The organism is Enterococcus mundtii, from assembly GCF_003957375.1.
GTDB lineage: Bacteria > Bacillota > Bacilli > Lactobacillales > Enterococcaceae > Enterococcus_B > Enterococcus_B spodopteracolus.
In genome coordinates, this window is the sequence record NZ_CP025473.1 from 1,187,577 (window position 1) to 1,202,533 (window position 14,957).

General features: G+C 37.8%; 17 protein-coding genes and 1 pseudogene. 11 read left to right on the forward strand and 7 right to left on the reverse strand.

The window, feature by feature from the left end; translation table 11 throughout:
• Positions 1 to 2: 2 nt before the first annotated feature.
• The 5 genes and pseudogenes from CYK55_RS05940 (at position 3) to holA (ending at position 5,775) form a co-directional block, all read left to right on the forward strand.
• Positions 3 to 1,145 carry a hypothetical protein gene (locus tag CYK55_RS05940; RefSeq protein WP_241234801.1) on the forward strand — a complete coding sequence of 381 codons (1,143 nt, stop codon included), beginning with the start codon at positions 3 to 5 and terminating at the stop codon, positions 1,143 to 1,145.
• Positions 1,146 to 1,268: 123 nt separating this feature from the next.
• A complete protein-coding gene (locus tag CYK55_RS05945) occupies positions 1,269 to 1,922 on the forward strand; it encodes a helix-hairpin-helix domain-containing protein (protein ID WP_126134048.1) in 654 nt (217 codons plus the stop codon).
• A 19-nt stretch (positions 1,923 to 1,941) separates the two neighbouring features.
• A pseudogene (locus CYK55_RS05950) lies at positions 1,942 to 2,423 on the forward strand (ComE operon protein 2).
• Positions 2,416 to 4,692, forward strand: coding sequence for a DNA internalization-related competence protein ComEC/Rec2 (locus tag CYK55_RS05955; RefSeq protein ID WP_034689318.1), 2,277 nt, complete (start codon positions 2,416 to 2,418; stop codon positions 4,690 to 4,692). The pseudogene CYK55_RS05950 and the gene CYK55_RS05955 overlap by 8 nt, the downstream one beginning before the upstream one ends.
• Positions 4,693 to 4,728: 36 nt before the next feature.
• Complete coding sequence (holA, locus tag CYK55_RS05960; protein ID WP_034689317.1) at positions 4,729 to 5,775, forward strand: DNA polymerase III subunit delta; 1,047 nt, start codon at positions 4,729 to 4,731, stop codon at positions 5,773 to 5,775.
• A gap of 113 nt (positions 5,776 to 5,888) precedes the next feature.
• On the opposite strand, the gene rpsT is transcribed toward holA, so the two are convergent.
• The 4 genes from rpsT to CYK55_RS05975 form a co-directional block, all read right to left on the reverse strand.
• Complete coding sequence (gene rpsT, locus CYK55_RS05965) at positions 5,889 to 6,143, reverse strand: 30S ribosomal protein S20 (RefSeq protein WP_010735647.1); 255 nt, start codon at positions 6,141 to 6,143, stop codon at positions 5,889 to 5,891.
• A gap of 401 nt (positions 6,144 to 6,544) precedes the next feature.
• A complete protein-coding gene (locus tag CYK55_RS05970) occupies positions 6,545 to 6,814 on the reverse strand; it encodes a hypothetical protein (protein WP_010735646.1) in 270 nt (89 codons plus the stop codon).
• A gap of 194 nt (positions 6,815 to 7,008) precedes the next feature.
• Complete coding sequence (locus CYK55_RS13940; RefSeq protein WP_010735645.1) at positions 7,009 to 7,134, reverse strand: hypothetical protein; 126 nt, start codon at positions 7,132 to 7,134, stop codon at positions 7,009 to 7,011.
• A 70-nt stretch (positions 7,135 to 7,204) separates the two neighbouring features.
• Positions 7,205 to 7,660, reverse strand: coding sequence for a DUF441 domain-containing protein (locus tag CYK55_RS05975; RefSeq protein WP_010735644.1), 456 nt, complete (start codon positions 7,658 to 7,660; stop codon positions 7,205 to 7,207).
• 434 nt (positions 7,661 to 8,094) lie between these two features.
• On the opposite strand from CYK55_RS05975, the gene CYK55_RS05980 reads away from it, so the two are divergent.
• Genes CYK55_RS05980 through CYK55_RS06000 form a run of 5 tightly spaced genes read left to right on the forward strand, consistent with a single transcriptional unit; the run spans position 8,095 to position 10,338 of the window.
• Positions 8,095 to 8,523 carry a DUF1310 family protein gene (locus CYK55_RS05980; RefSeq protein ID WP_200868969.1) on the forward strand — a complete coding sequence of 143 codons (429 nt, stop codon included), beginning with the start codon at positions 8,095 to 8,097 and terminating at the stop codon, positions 8,521 to 8,523.
• Entirely contained in the window at positions 8,504 to 9,412 is a 909-nt protein-coding gene (locus tag CYK55_RS05985; RefSeq protein ID WP_126134049.1) for a hypothetical protein, read from the forward strand. The genes CYK55_RS05980 and CYK55_RS05985 overlap by 20 nt, the downstream gene beginning before the upstream one ends.
• The gene (locus CYK55_RS05990; protein ID WP_126134050.1) at positions 9,409 to 9,747 is read left to right on the forward strand and encodes a hypothetical protein; all 339 of its coding nucleotides are present in this window, start codon (positions 9,409 to 9,411) and stop codon (positions 9,745 to 9,747) included. Before CYK55_RS05985 ends, CYK55_RS05990 begins: the two co-directional genes overlap by 4 nt.
• A gap of 2 nt (positions 9,748 to 9,749) precedes the next feature.
• Positions 9,750 to 10,079, forward strand: a complete 330-nt coding sequence (locus tag CYK55_RS05995; protein ID WP_034689315.1) for a hypothetical protein — start codon at positions 9,750 to 9,752, stop codon at positions 10,077 to 10,079.
• A 19-nt stretch (positions 10,080 to 10,098) separates the two neighbouring features.
• Entirely contained in the window at positions 10,099 to 10,338 is a 240-nt protein-coding gene (locus tag CYK55_RS06000; protein ID WP_034689314.1) for a hypothetical protein, read from the forward strand.
• Between the two features lie 183 nt (positions 10,339 to 10,521).
• On the opposite strand, the gene CYK55_RS06005 is transcribed toward CYK55_RS06000, so the two are convergent.
• Entirely contained in the window at positions 10,522 to 11,478 is a 957-nt protein-coding gene (locus tag CYK55_RS06005; RefSeq protein WP_034689313.1) for a permease prefix domain 1-containing protein, read from the reverse strand.
• Positions 11,475 to 11,807: a PadR family transcriptional regulator gene (locus CYK55_RS06010; RefSeq protein ID WP_019723123.1), complete on the reverse strand. Its 333-nt coding sequence runs from the start codon at positions 11,805 to 11,807 to the stop codon at positions 11,475 to 11,477. Before CYK55_RS06010 ends, CYK55_RS06005 begins: the two co-directional genes overlap by 4 nt.
• A 507-nt stretch (positions 11,808 to 12,314) precedes the next feature.
• Here CYK55_RS06010 and abc-f point away from each other — a divergent pair.
• Entirely contained in the window at positions 12,315 to 13,898 is a 1,584-nt protein-coding gene (gene abc-f, locus CYK55_RS06015; RefSeq protein WP_034689312.1) for a ribosomal protection-like ABC-F family protein, read from the forward strand.
• A gap of 115 nt (positions 13,899 to 14,013) precedes the next feature.
• Here abc-f and CYK55_RS06020 read toward each other — a convergent pair whose 3' ends face one another.
• Positions 14,014 to 14,847, reverse strand: a complete 834-nt coding sequence (locus CYK55_RS06020) for an undecaprenyl-diphosphate phosphatase (RefSeq protein WP_034689311.1) — start codon at positions 14,845 to 14,847, stop codon at positions 14,014 to 14,016.
• Between the last annotated feature and the right edge of the window lie 110 nt (positions 14,848 to 14,957).

Genomic DNA, 14,957 nt, shown 5'->3' on the forward strand with positions numbered 1-14,957 from the left:
ACATGGAACAACCAAGCAATCGCCAATCATCATTCGATATTGGAGAACATTACTCAGATAAAAGGTATAAAAAAAATTTTGGACACTTGCGAAAAACAGCAGATTTTAAACGTGTATTAATTGATTTTGACAAACAACTGGAAGAAACGAAAGATCAACTGCCAAAACATCGAAACGGTGTGTTGTGGACCAGACGCTTACTTGCAGAATTTCGACAGAAAAAGTTGAGCAAAGCGAATAGAGTTTTCAATTTTATTCTTAGGCGTAAGAATAAAGAGCCTGAAAAATATGAGAATACACTAAAGGATTTGAACAGTAAATATTTTAAATCAGAATATATACAATCGATTGTTGATAAAGATGTATGGATGGATCCAAAAGAAATCGTTGATGAAATCAAGTACTTAGCTTCAAGAGCGAAATCTATCCCTACGACTCGCGGGTTGGAACTAAGGGAACAGTTTCGAGCACAACCTTCGGAGCAAAAAAAATGGCGTCAACCTGAAACAGAAGAAGAATTACACTACAGTACCCTTTCTTTCCTAGAGGAAGGTAGAGAAAGCAAGAAGTCGCGCAAGATAACTATCAATAGAAAAGATGACTCCGTCATTTACGCAGTAATCCGACGAGAGGACAATGGGGAGAAGGTTTCATTAAATATTGAAGTTTCTCATAATAAAGAGAAACGAATCGAAAAACCTATAACTGGACACCATAGAAATCCTTCCGTTCATGGCGAGGTAGCCTTTACTGGTCACCATGAGCAAGAAATCAAACAACCAAGACGGTTATCACCAATTTCAGAGTTGCAAGAAAATAATGGGAAAAAAAATTTATTGAAAGATGAGTTTGAACGACGTGATTCGAAACTTCGAGAAGTAAAATCTGCGATCAATCAAGGACTTATTTCGTCAAAAAATTTATCTGGAGAAGGCGCTGTGCAATCGGTGAAAAAACGGATCTGGGAAATAGAGAACGGATCTGGGAAGTCCGACCGTATGGTTTTTAATAGTCATAATGCTTCGGACAAACGTTCATTTGTCATGACCAAACAAGCAGCAATGAGTAAGTCAGGGGAAAATCGACCACCAGCTCCGCCTTCTCCAAGTTTGAAGCCAAAACCAAGGATAGAACCAACTAGATAAACCTTGGATATAAAAAATAAAAGAAATCATCATTTGAGGCGTATCTAATAGTGAAGGAACATCGCAGTGCAGATGTTTTTTCACTATTTTTTAGAAAGGAAAATGAAATAGCAAAGAATACTAATGAAGAAAATAGTTCAAGAAATCTTTGATTCGCCAAAACGCTTCATTCTATTTTTTATATGCAGTGTATCAGTTAGTATGATAGTAGGAGTGGGCGTATACCGTCAGATCAGTCCAACTAAGATCAATGAATCTAGTAACGTACCGTTGGTAACCGCGACAAGCTCGGATAGTTACCAAAAGACTGCGACAACTGGAACAACGACAAACGACCCAATCATGTATGTAGACGTGAAAGGCAATGTCCATCGACCAGGAATATACGCATTTACCGACGAGGAACGTGTGTTTGATATCATTGAAAAAGCAGGAGGATTGACTGCACACGCTGATGAAAAACAAATCAATTTCGCTGCAAAAGTTTCGGACCAACAAGTGCTTTATATTCCCCAAGTTGGCGAAGAGATGCCTCAGTTCATAGAGGAAGTAAAGGCAAAAGAACAACCAGAGGAGAAGAAAGTCAATCTTAATACTGCCAGTCTTGCTGAATTGCAGGAGCTTCCAGGAATCGGAGCAATGAAAGCACAAGAGATCATCAATTATCGCGAAGCCAACGGTTCCTTCCAAACAATTGAAAGTTTGAAAGAAATATCGGGATTTGGCGAAAAGACAGTTGAAAAACTGAAAAACTTCGTTACAATTACAATAGAATAAACCAATGAGGTGACAAATTATGAGCAATGAACGAATTCCTTGGGATCAGTATTTTATGGCACAAGCCGTATTATTATCATTAAGAAGTACATGTACACGATTAGAAGTAGGTGCCACATTAGTTAGAGAAAAACGAATCATTGCGGGGGGTATAACGGCGCAGTGAGTGGGGATGTTCATTGTATCGACGAAGGTTGCTATGTCGTGAATGGTCACTGTTTACGAACGATCCATGCAGAAATGAATGCGTTACTCCAATGTGCAAAACTCGGAGTTCCTACAGAAGGAGCAGAGATCTATGTCACTCATTTTCCATGTTTGGCATGTACGAAAGCATTGCTTCAAGCTGGAATCAGGAAAATCCACTACTTGCATGATTATCGTAATGACCCTTATGCACAGTCATTGATTACTCAATTAGGTGCATCCGTCCATCAAGTCAATTTAGATATGAAATATTTTGCTAAACTTCAACAAGAGTCAACGGGAGAACTTGATTAAACAATTTGGCGAACAAGTTCGTAATTACTTGATTTTACCAGCAATGTCTTCAGTTATTTTATGTTTCGTTTACTATAAGGAGCATGATCTGTCTCGCTTGATCGTTGCTGGTCTTTTTCTTCTGGTTCTATTCAAACACAAGCAAGCGGTGATCTATCTTTGTTGTTTTTGCAGTTTGTCAGTCTGGTTTGCTTGTCTTCATTCAGAGGTTCCCTCGATTGATCACACAAGAACAACTGAAGAGTTTCTATTGATGACCGATACAATTCAACGGAATGGCGACTGGTTGACTGTCGAGGCGCAAAGAATCCCCACGAAACAAAAAGTCCAGCTAAGTTATCAAGCCAAAACCAAAGCAGAAGCACACCAATGGGAAGACTTTCGCGGGTATCCGATCGAACTTCGAGTAACTGGCAGTTATCAGACACCTGAATCGTTGCGTAATCGTTATGCATTTGATGCGGTCAATTATCTGAAGGGATCACGAACTAGTGGTCAGTTCCATGGAAATGATTTTCAAGTCCTGCCTTCAACAAGGGGAGGGGTGACTTTATTTCGTGACCTCCGTGGAAAAGCAATCAATTATGTGAAAAAACGCTATCCTAAAAAAATAGGAATGTATATCAACGCGTTACTTTACGGTTATCGTGATGCTTCTTTTCGCGAATCCGAATCAATTTTTAAAGCCACTGGATTACTGCATCTATTCGCAGTTTCAGGGATGCATGTCTACTATTATTTAGGATTTTTGTATTATCTTTTTCGACGAAGTGGTTGTCTTTTGTCGATTACGATTCTTCCACTGACATTGCTTACAGGGGGGTATATCCTATTAGCTGGAGGCTCATTTTCTGTGGTTAGAGCAGGGAGCTTATTTATTTTGAAGCTTATACTTAAATTGGCAGCAATCAAACTATCTACGCTTGATTGCTTTTCTTTGAATCTATGGTTGCTTTTATTGTTCGATCCATTGATCCTGCTTCAAATGGACGCGCAATTAAGTATATGGATGAGTTTATTGTTTATGACATTTTCTTACTCATCAAAAGGTTGGAACAATCGTTTATTCTATTTATTCCAAACAAGTGCAATCCAATTACCTTTAAGTGCTTGGTATTTCTATGAGTGGTCGTTTTTAAGTGGCTTATTCACGACACTTGGTATTCCATTATTCCAATACGTCCTTCTTCCAGGGGGGATCATTCTCTTTGTAGCAGGCAACATCCTTCCGCAGTCCTTATTAGAAATCCTCGAATCGTGTTTGATTCTCTTTGAAGACTTCCTCTCTTGTTTTGATTTCTCCACACTGACGATCGGGCAACCCGCTTTTTATTTCGTTTTATTGAGTATTGTCGTCCTCTTACTTTTGTTTGAGAGCGTCACGATTCCGCCATGGAAAAAAATCATTTATTCATTATCACTCCTCCTCAGTTATTTCTTGATACCATTCCTTGATGCCTCGACTACGTTCACCTTTATCGATGTCGGACAAGGTGACAGTATCCTACTAAAAAGTCCGATGAAACAAGAAGTGATTTTAATCGATACTGGGGGCAGATTAAATGTTGAAACAGAAGCGTGGCAGCAACGTATTACTCGTCCTTATGCAGAAAGTAATATCGTTCCATATTTAAAAGGACAAGGGATCGCCACGATCACAAAACTATTTCTCACACATAATGACGCTGATCATATCGGGGAATTGGAAACACTCTCGTCACATTTCATCATCGAAGAAATATACATTGGTTGGGGAGCTGCCACAGATCCAAAGTTTCGCAAACGATTGATAAAAATGAGTCAGTTAGGAACCAAGATCATAGAAGTCAGGCAAGGAGATCGAATATCTGCTTGCTTTGACTTGTACGTTTTGATGCCAAGTAAAGAAGGGCAAGGAAAAAATGAAGATTCAGTGGTTCTCTGGTTCGCATATAAGAAGCAGCGCTTTTTATTACTGGGGGATTTGGATCAAGAAGGGGAACTCGACCTGTTGGATGCTTACCCAACATTAAGGGCGGAGATCGTGAAATTAGGACATCATGGGAGTCGTAGTTCGAGTCATCCTATGTTTTTGGCTGCTTTACAACCGAAGGTGGGGATTTTATCTAACGGGCTTGACAATCGCTATGGCCATCCACATCCTGAAGTTCTTGAAACGTTGGAAAGCTTAGAGAGTACAGTTTATCGGACAGACAAAAATGGGGCGATCACTTTTTATTGGCATCCTATTTGGACAAAAAATGGCCGACTTCAGAAAATGATAGACTAGCAATTTTTGTTTTCTCGTGATAGGATAAATTGGAAAGTGGTGAGAGATGTGAGTATCCAAGTTGAACTACAAAAAATTCGTAAAGAAAAGCTCGCACCTTGTTATCTCGTTTTAGGAACGGAGAAGTTTTTACAAGACCAAGTGCGTACAGAAATCCTCAAGAAAATACAAATATCAGGAGAAGATGACCTTAATTTTCTGCGATTTGATATGACTCAAGCAACGATCGATGACGTAATCGCTGAAGCAGAAACCTTACCGTTTTTCGGTGATCAGCGGGTGGTTTTTGTCGAAAACCCTTATTTTTTGACGGGTGAAAAAAACAGCAACAGTATCGAACAAAACACAGATCTTTTAGTAGACTATTTAAAAGAACCGCTTGAATCAACCGTACTTGTCTTTTTTGCGCCTTATGAAAAATTAGATGAACGAAAAAAAGTCACGAAACAATTGAAGAAAACAGCGATATCGATCAATGTTCAGCAATTGAATGAAAAAGAAGTGCGACAGTATTTATTGAATACATTAGAAAATACACCGCTTACTCTAGATCGTAAAGCAATTGACCTTTTTTTACGATTGACTGATTTAGACTTATCAAAAATGATGGCAGAATTAGATAAATTGATGTTATATGGACAGAATCAATCAGCAATCTCTGCGAAAGAAATCGAAGAATTAGTGCCTAAGACATTGGAACATAATATCTTTGACATGACACAATATATGCTTTCTGGAGATACGGAACATACCCTGCGATTATTTGAAGATTTAGTCACACAAGGGGAAGAGATTATCAAGATCAATGCGATCCTACTCTCCCAACTACGATTGTATCTCCAAACGAAATTTTTAGTCAAAATCGGGTATCAACAAGCCAACATTGCGGAAACTTTGAAAATCCATCCCTATCGGGTAAAATTGGCGATGCAAGAAGTTAGGAAGTTTGATGAACGAACATTAGTCCAATTGTTCGACCAATTAGTCGAGATGGACTATCAAGTAAAAAGTGGACAGATCGAAAAGAAATTGAGTTTTCAATTATTTGTGTTTCAAGCAGCTGAAAGATTAAAAAATAAGTAAAACAATAGCCACACAAATACACACAGTTCGGTTGATCATCAGAAGGGTCAGCCAAACTGTGCGTATTTGTGTATAGAAAAAGCAAATAAAAAAACCGGCCGTGGCCGATTTCCTTATTTAGCGATTTTTTTGCTTAAACGAGATTTGTCGCGGTTTGCTTTGTTTTTGTGGATAAGACCTTTAGTTTCAGCCATATCGATCGCTTTAACAGCGTCTTTATATAACGCATCTACGTTGTCAGCACCTGAAGCTACAGCATCCTCAAATTTTTTGATTGCAGTACGCATAGCACTAGTTTGAGATGAATTTTTTACATTCGCGTTTTCGCTTGTGCGAACACGTTTGATTGCAGATTCAATGTTTGGCATTTGTTTCACCTCCGATAAGTAAAGTTCTTACGCGTGTTACCGCATAATTCAACATTCATTATTATACCTAATGCGAGCGCGCATTGCAATATCAACATGACAAGTTTTTTTCCTTAACACGTAAGAAATATCAGAGAGCGTGGATTTCTGAGTGGCAGAAAAACAAGAAAACAAAAGAAAAAGCGCTGTTGTGGGAGACAACGAGCGCTTAACCAAACGTGGTTTAATTTATCTTGGTAAATAAATAATTGAATGGGATGTTTGGTACTGAAATAGTATATAACAAAGTCAACCGTTTGCAAAGTTTTTTTTGAAAAGGGATACGATTGCTTCAAATCAATGAATCATAACGTTAACATAGATTAGTTATTTTATAACTAATTGGAATGCATGGAAATAAGCTATTCGGGTGTTCCAATGATTTTGATGTATTCATCGATGTTTTTGATCATCATTCGTTTGATGACTAATTGATTTCGGCGATTCCATTTCCCGCTAACTTCCAATACATATTTGTTTAAAGGTAAACGTAAAACATATTTTGCCAAGTAGCGATCTTTAATTAGACAATTGATTACCCGATCTTCAAGTTGGAGATTCAAACCAGTCAACATCATTGGTTGTTCTTGTAAAACATACGTATCAATCAAAAGACCTTCAAAAGTTTCCACGAGCGTCTTCCTTTCTTCTAAATCAAACATTTCGCACTTCTTTTAAAATTTCCTGCATAAAAGAGTTGCACTCACACCTAGTATAACAAAAAAGAAGCACCAAGCCAAAAAAAAGCCGAAAGAACTTGAATAATCCCAAGATCTTTCAAGTTTTCCGACTTTTTTATAGAGTTTTGAAAAAATAGTTACGTATATTAAAAATTGGCATCAAAAACGTTTTGGATCAAATCAGGAAATAGTAAGTAAGTCAATCCAATAATCAATAGAACAGCCAATAAAAACCATCCAACAGTCCCAAAGAAATATTTTAGTTTTTGCATATGCGATCACCTCAAAACTAGTATACCACGAACAAAAAAATTATCCTTTTCTCAACCACTAGATGCATCATTATTTATTAAAAGAAAACAATTGGAGAATGCAATAGGCGATTCCAGAAGCAATCACAGGGCCCGCTGCGATCCCTTTTAAAAAGACAACGCCTAAGATCGTTCCAAAAACTAAAGCCACAGTGATTTGTGGATCTGTCGCAATCAAGCCAACGCCTTTAGACGACAATACAGCAACTAAGCCACCACAGAAGATCGCTACCCAACCCATAGGTGATTTGAACGCATCAAGCAGATCTTTTAAACCAATATCACCTGTAGCAATAGGCACTAAAATCGCCGCAGTAATGATCGTCACGCCAATATTGATTCCTTTCCCTTGGAGCCATGTCAAAAAATCTTTTGATGCAGGAATAAACTTAACAAGTAAAATAAAACCAGTCGCTAACATCAGACTTTGATTTTTAGCAAGGACGGCAACCAGCATGATCAACCCAAGAAATAACCAACTTTCCATCAAAAAACCTCACTTTCTAATTATTCATCATACCATTTTTTTAATACGATGCAAAAGAGTCATTAGCAAAATATTTGATCGAACATAGAACGAACAAAAGAGTGCGAAGAATTAGACGAAAAGGCAAAATGAGAAAAATACCTACGTTGATGATGTCAAAACATGTTTTTATGAGGTGAAGAATAGACTATCTGATTTATCATGTATACTTGATGTGAAAAAGTAACAGATCAAAAATATATAAAAAAGAAAGGGTGAATGTTTGTGAGAGTCAGTTGAAATGGCGTAATTAAATAAGAGGAGATGGGAAAAAGAGAAGAAGATCATGTGGCATGTCATTCCATACACTGATTGATCAATGAAACATACATAAAAGCTGTGACGTACTGCTTACAACAAAATTATGATAGACATAATAAAAAAGGAGGTCATTTATGAAGCGAAAACCGATCAAGAAGCGCCAAATCGTACTGATCATCACTGGCATATGCCTATTATGGATTGGAGGAACGATGTATATGGACCATTTGAAGTTAGAAGAAGAAATGATTCGAGTTGTGAATAGTGAAGAAGCAAAAATCATTTTTGAAACAGGGTTAAAAAACATAGAACCAAAGGCGCTAACAGCGGAAGGTGTCATACAAAGTTATAAAATCGATTATGAAAGTATAAAAAGAAATCCAATGGGTGGAATTAGTGTACAACTGATTATCAATGATAATGATGAGCTACTTACTTTCAATATCTTAAACCGCTATATGATAGACGGGAAATTAGGCGAACTGGAAAATGGTAGTGGAGGTTGGTCTAGTGCACTTGATAAATTATTAAAGGAAAGGATGGATGACAGTGAAGAATACTGAAAAGGATAAAGTTGAAATAGCAAAAAAGCAATACGAAAAATTAGATTTGGACAGTCCTTTTTCAATTAATAGTAATAAATTAAATATCGGTTACGTCTCCCACATCAACAGCAAAATCACCGGCGAACAATCCTTTATCATTACCGACAAATATGTTCCCTTATCAGCACCTCTTAGCGAAAGGGAAAGCGTAAAAGAAGTCATAGTTTTATATCGTGGTTCGTCGTTTGATTCTTCATTAGATACCAAATTAGATTGGCAGTACAATAATATTTTTACAGCTTTTCAGGTGATCAATGGTGGTGGGGCAGCAGCGATGCCTCAGCTTCAATCTTCTGCGACAACACTACAACAAACATTGGAAGCTTATCCAAATGCTGAATTTAATGTCTATGGTCATTCTTTAGGGTCAATGAATGCGCAATATGCGTTAGCGAGTATTTCTTCAAGTGATGCGGATCGTGTTTATGGCTATGTGTATCAGGGACCGAATATCTATGAGGTATTAACGCCTGAGCAAAAACGGCAAGCGGATTATTTGACCGAAGAGTATCGTCTTTTGAATTACATTGACTCAAAAGACTTAGTTGCGATTGGATATGGGGGAGGCAAAAAGGCAGTTGGGCAGATCGTTTATCCACTATCTGAACGGCTAGGCTTGAGGCGCACGATCGATCAACATATGTGGGGAGGTTACCAATTTGAGGAAGATGGTGCTTTATTGACAACGAATGGCAGTGGCACTGTATTAGCAGAGTATCAAAGACGATTGAAAAAAAGATCAATTGCTAGTATTAAAAGTGAATGGAGCGGACAAACAGGGGAATGTCGGCAGCTAAAGAAGTTTATCTGGATGCAATTCAAGCGAAAAGCATTGTTTCAGGAATGAAGACAGCGATTGATGAAAAAATCACTGAACTGATGACGGTCTATCAAACAGGCATCGATCAGGCGAATCAATTGTGGCAAGATACAATCGCTAATGCGCGTTCATATGGAAGCAATCTTACAGAGATGGAACAAATAGAAGCGTTAGAGCGAGGAGGGGTGACTCGACAACACGTACTAATCGAACCAGTCACTGACTATGAAGCGGCGTTGAATCAACTTCGCTCGATCAAATCAAGTTACGAAGATCTGATCTATCAAATCAATCAGACGATTGATCAGCAAATACAATGGGATAGTGAATTAGCGAGCCAATTCAAGAAAGGAACATTTTAGTGATGGCTAATAATGAGTCGAAAGAAATGAAAAAAATCGAAGAAGATTATTGGCACAAGAAAGATGAATTAGAGAATAAAATAGCGGATCTTGAAGTAGAAAAACGTTCATTTACACGCTACTTAGATCAATTAGGAGAAAAAATCCCGCTGACTCAACGAATATTTTTAGACGGAGGAACTATCGATCCTCGTATCGCGTATCGCTTGATCAATGAGGCAAGCGAAGAAGGGCAATATCTTGTACGTAAAGCATTACATAGGATTGAAGACGAATTAGCAGAAAATCAGCAAAACTATCAGTTAGCTAAATTAAATCATAAAAATCAATAAATGGAAGGGAAAGGTAGCAATGTTTGATGAGCAAATAAGGGGACTAGAAAAAGCATTGATTACTTGGTTTATTGCTAGTCATAGCCGTGCCAGTTCAGATACAAAAAAGAAGACGATCCAAGTCACGCGAGATCTCACAAACCAAGAATTAAAAGATAGGACAAAACAGTATACCGATCGATTAACTGATGCGGCAAAAGGAGAATGGGTCGATAAGGCAGCGAACGTGGTCAAAGACATAACAAAAGCTTTTAGTTAGAAAATTTAAAAGTCTCTGGGACATTCGATCTCTTGCACCACATAAAAAACGCATAAACGGCGGGAGCAAAAGTAACCTCTTCGAAAACTAAGGCGCAATCCATAAAAATCTGAAAAACAATTTTCGTGGATTGCGCCTTAGTTCTTGATGCTAAACACTTCGGCCCCGACCGCGCTTGAGAAGTTATTTACGTTTCAATCTTTCAAGGAAATAGTCTTCCAATACACCGCCTAATACAAAGATGAGCCAAGAGTAAGCCCAGCTTCGGGTCATAAAGGACCAAACCATGTAAACGATGAAGATGCCCGGCCAGTATAAACGTTCAAATAAACGAATCATTTCCGCTGAGTCGCCATACATATGTTGAGACGCTCGCGGTCCAGGCTCATCTTCATCTGAGATAAAGAACGTTCCTTCTGCCACTTTTGAAAACCAAGTGTAGATGATGCTGACATAGACGATAAAGAAGACGCCGAGTGCCACGAAAGCAAAGAAAAGTAATAAAGCGAATCCAATCGGTAAGCCAAAAGCTCTATTCGTCAAGATAGGTGTGACCGAAAGGATACATAAAATGATACCGAAAACTAGTCCTACTCGAAAACTTTTCGCATAGGCTTCTGTTTGTTGTCTTGCTTCGATTTTTACTTGCTGTGAATAGGGACGATCATTTAGTTTCTTCTTACTAGCTGAATAGCTCAAACTTGTAGTAATAATCAAACCAACGCCTAAAGCGACCAGAAGAAACAATGCTAGAAAACCGATGATCTCGCTAATACCATTAGCAAAAAATACGAGCATTCCTACAGCTAAGATACAACTAGCAATTCCTGTTGAAAGAAAAAGGGAGAAACGACGAACTTGGTTCCAAAATGAAATCACTTCATCGAGTTCAATCTCGTTTTCCCAGACTTCTTCGTCAAAAGAGGACCGAGAAAGTTCCAATTCTTGGAGGATCTCATCAATAGAGCCAAATTCACTGATGACTGCACCAATGGCTTCATGCTCTGATTTTCCTTCTTCTAATAAGCCATGATACTGATCTTCCATGATTGCCAATAGGTCTTCTTTGGCTTTTTTTGTTTCAGGTGTATTCGGTACATTTAAAAATAAACTATCTAGATAATCCTTAATGGTTTTCATGTTTCTCCTCCTTGTAGAAAACGGTCAACAACGATTTTTGTTTGCTGCCACTCGTCTTTTTTTTCTTCTAATAATTTCTTCCCAGCACTACTGATTCGATAATACGTTCGTTTCTTGCCATGGGTGACTTCGCCAGGATAAGAAAGGATTAGCCCTTGTTTTTCAAGGCGTGTAAACGCGGAATATAAGGTTGTTTCCTTGATGATATACATTGAATCAGTTCCCTCGCGAATCTGTTTAGAGATTTCGTACCCGTAGGAATCTTCTTTGGAAAGAATCGATAAGATGATGGCATCATTATACCCACGAATTGCATCACTTGATATCACTCGATCGCCTCCTTCATAATTACTACATCTGTCGTAATAATTATAAAACAATTACTACGACAGGTAAAGTAAATAAAATGAATTACTTAGAATTCAGTCTTAGGTCTGAGTCTTTTTGGTCGAAATCGATCAGTAGAGACAATACATGTAGAAATGTAGCAATGTTCAGTCTAGATGTTTATTTCTTTTATTCTCATTTGAGCTTTTATGAGTGATTTGGTACAATTGATATAAATATAGTGAAAAGGAGGGACATATTTAATGGGCAGCTTGACTAAAATAACAGAAGCAGATAATTATTCTAGATATCATATTAGCTTTAGTCATGCAATTATTTTTGTATTTTCTATCCAAGGCATCAGTGTGCTTAAAAGTAGAAAATTCAATCAAAAATAAATGACCATTCAATATGTTTATTCCATTTTTAGCTAAGTACCAGATAAATGAAATAACAACAGGTCATGAATTTTTTCATGGCTTTTTTGATTGGTCTTAAGGAGCGAGAAAATGTATATTCAAGCGAATAAGATCAGTAAAAATTATAGTGGCGTACCTCTTTTTGCAAATTTGAATTGCACACTCAATAAACAAGACAAAATCGGATTGATCGGACAAAATGGAACTGGGAAAACAACTCTTCTTCAAATGTTGATCGGGTCTGAAGGTGTTGATGAAGGGACAGTTAGTAGAAAAAAAGGGCTGTCGATTGGTTATATTCCACAGAAAATGGAAAATGGCTCAATCGTTACTTTTGACTATGTGTATCAAAGCTTCAAAGACATCCAAGAATTGCAAACACAACTCACTTACTATGAAGAAAAAATGTGTATCGCAACAGAAGATCTGGACCATATCATGAAAGTATATGGCGACTTGCAGCAACGATTTGAGACGATGGGCGGATATGGATTAGAAGATCGGATCACGAGTGTTTTGAAAGGATTAGATCTTGCAGAACAAATTGAAATACCGCTTGATCAATTAAGCGGAGGCGAACGTATTCGAGTAGAATTAGCCAAAGTACTATTACAAGAAAATGATGTCCTTCTATTAGATGAGCCAACCAATCATCTTGATCTCGACTCTGTACAATGGTTAGAAGAATATCTGAAATTGACAAATTGTGCGTTCCTCGTGATTTCCCATGATCGTGCGTTTCTTGACAATGTAGTCAGAAAAATCATGGAGATCGAGGACGGTCAGATAATCGAATATTCGGGAAATTATAGTCGTTACATGACGTTGAAAAAACAACGGATACAGGAACTTCAAAAAAATCATGAACTTCAGCAAAAAGAAATCAAACGATTGAAAGGAATGATACGACGCTATCGTCAATGGGGAAATGAAGGGGACAATGAAGCATTCTTCAAAAAAGCAAAAGAAATCGAGCGCCGATTAGAAAAAATGACACTGATCAATGCGCCTAAGGTCCCCCGCGAAAAACTAACTACAATCAGTCAAGAAGATCTGTCGGGGAAAGAAGTGTTAGTTGCCAAAAATATAAAGAAAACAGTAGGTAAAAAATGTTTGTTTTCAGATAGTTCGTTTAAGGTCTATCGTGGTGAGCGGATCGCCATATTAGGTAAGAATGGTTCTGGGAAATCAACGCTATTAAAAGTAGTGATGGGGGAAATAGGAGTAGATGAAGGGGCCATTAAAACTGGCGCAAGTTTGTCAATTGGCTATTTACCTCAACGCTTAACGTTTGATCAACCAGAACAACGGATATTGAATTATGCTAAATACCTGATACCTGATGAACAGAAAGCACGACAAGTATTAGCGAAATTTGGATTCTTTAGTGGGGATGTCGCTAAAAGGATCAAAGATCTTTCTGGCGGAGAACAAGTAAGGCTGTGCCTCTTGAAACTATTCCAAAAGAAATTCAATGTATTGATCTTAGATGAACCAACCAATCACTTGGATATCTATGTAAGAGAAGAAATCGAAGAATTATTGTTTACATTTACCGGTACCATTTTAGCAGTTACTCATGATCGCTATTTCTTGCGAAAGAATTTCGATCAGATATTATTAGTGAAGGATAAAAAAATCGAAAAGCTATTGTATGAGGATCATTCATTTTAGCTCAAAAAAGTATATAAAAAATAGTAGTAAGCTCAACGATGTCTGAGCTTACTACTATTTTATTTTGTTGTTGCGCTTACCAATCATTTAGCTAGTTTGCGATGAGCATATCAAATTACATGGCGATGAACCAGTAACCGATCAAGATGATCCCTAGAATGATACGATACCAGCCAAAAACAGTAAAGTCATTACGTTTCAAGTAGTTGATCAAGAACTTGATCGCAAAAATCGAAACGATGAATGAAACCACAGTACCCACTAAAAGAATAACTGTTTCTTCCATTTGGAAGGTGTTACCATCAGCAAGGTATTTCACGATCTTTAATCCACTGGCACCAAACATCACGGGAATGCCAAGGAAAAATGAGAACTCAGTGGCAACGAAGCGGGAAGCACCAATCAGGATTGCTCCAAGGATCGTAGCGCCGGAGCGTGAAGTCCCTGGTATCAAAGCCAAGACTTGGAAAGCCCCAATCAGAATCGCTGCTTGGAAAGTCAAATCATTCAGGTTTGACCAACGAGGTGTTTTATTTTTGTTTCGCTTTTCAACAATGATAAAACCGATACCGTAAACGATCAAGGCGATCGCTACTGGTAAAAATTTATAAAAATGGGCATCTAACCAATCGTCCAATAATAAACCAATAATAGCTGCTGGCACACAAGCAACAAGTACTTTTGACCATAAAACCCACGTATCTTTTTTCTCGATCGAGGATTTGCTTGGTGCAAAAGGATTCAACTTGTGGAAATACAAAACAACGACGGCTAAAATCGCTCCTAATTGGATCACGACATTGAACATCGACATGAATTGTGAACTTGCATCAAGCTTGATGAATTCATCTGCTAAGATCAAATGTCCTGTACTACTGATTGGCAGCCACTCTGTGATTCCTTCAATGATTCCTAGAATCGCTGCTTTTATGATATTTGCAAAAAACATAAATTCCTTCCTTCCCAATTAAAATACAACATTTAGTATACCGTTCTTTGTTTCCAAAGCCAAATTGTTTCTTTGAGATTAATACAAAAATAAAGGACTTCAAAAAAAGT

Excerpts from the sequence above, each read along its gene's own strand:
- CYK55_RS05940 (WP_241234801.1), top strand. The coding sequence starts at position 3 with ATGGAACAACCAAGCAATCGCCAATCATCATTCGATATTGGAGAACAT.
- CYK55_RS05945 (WP_126134048.1), top strand. The coding sequence starts at position 1,269 with ATGAAGAAAATAGTTCAAGAAATCTTTGATTCGCCAAAACGCTTCATT.
- rpsT (WP_010735647.1), bottom strand. The coding sequence starts at position 6,143 with ATGCCAAACATTGAATCTGCAATCAAACGTGTTCGCACAAGCGAAAAC.
- CYK55_RS13940 (WP_010735645.1), bottom strand. The coding sequence starts at position 7,134 with ATGCAAAAACTAAAATATTTCTTTGGGACTGTTGGATGGTTTTTATTG.
- CYK55_RS05975 (WP_010735644.1), bottom strand. The coding sequence starts at position 7,660 with ATGGAAAGTTGGTTATTTCTTGGGTTGATCATGCTGGTTGCCGTCCTT.
- CYK55_RS05980 (WP_200868969.1), top strand. The coding sequence starts at position 8,095 with ATGAAGCGAAAACCGATCAAGAAGCGCCAAATCGTACTGATCATCACT.
- CYK55_RS05985 (WP_126134049.1), top strand. The coding sequence starts at position 8,504 with ATGACAGTGAAGAATACTGAAAAGGATAAAGTTGAAATAGCAAAAAAG.
- CYK55_RS05990 (WP_126134050.1), top strand. The coding sequence starts at position 9,409 with ATGAAGACAGCGATTGATGAAAAAATCACTGAACTGATGACGGTCTAT.
- CYK55_RS05995 (WP_034689315.1), top strand. The coding sequence starts at position 9,750 with ATGGCTAATAATGAGTCGAAAGAAATGAAAAAAATCGAAGAAGATTAT.
- CYK55_RS06000 (WP_034689314.1), top strand. The coding sequence starts at position 10,099 with ATGTTTGATGAGCAAATAAGGGGACTAGAAAAAGCATTGATTACTTGG.
- CYK55_RS06005 (WP_034689313.1), bottom strand. The coding sequence starts at position 11,478 with ATGAAAACCATTAAGGATTATCTAGATAGTTTATTTTTAAATGTACCG.
- abc-f (WP_034689312.1), top strand. The coding sequence starts at position 12,315 with ATGTATATTCAAGCGAATAAGATCAGTAAAAATTATAGTGGCGTACCT.
- CYK55_RS06020 (WP_034689311.1), bottom strand. The coding sequence starts at position 14,847 with ATGTTTTTTGCAAATATCATAAAAGCAGCGATTCTAGGAATCATTGAA.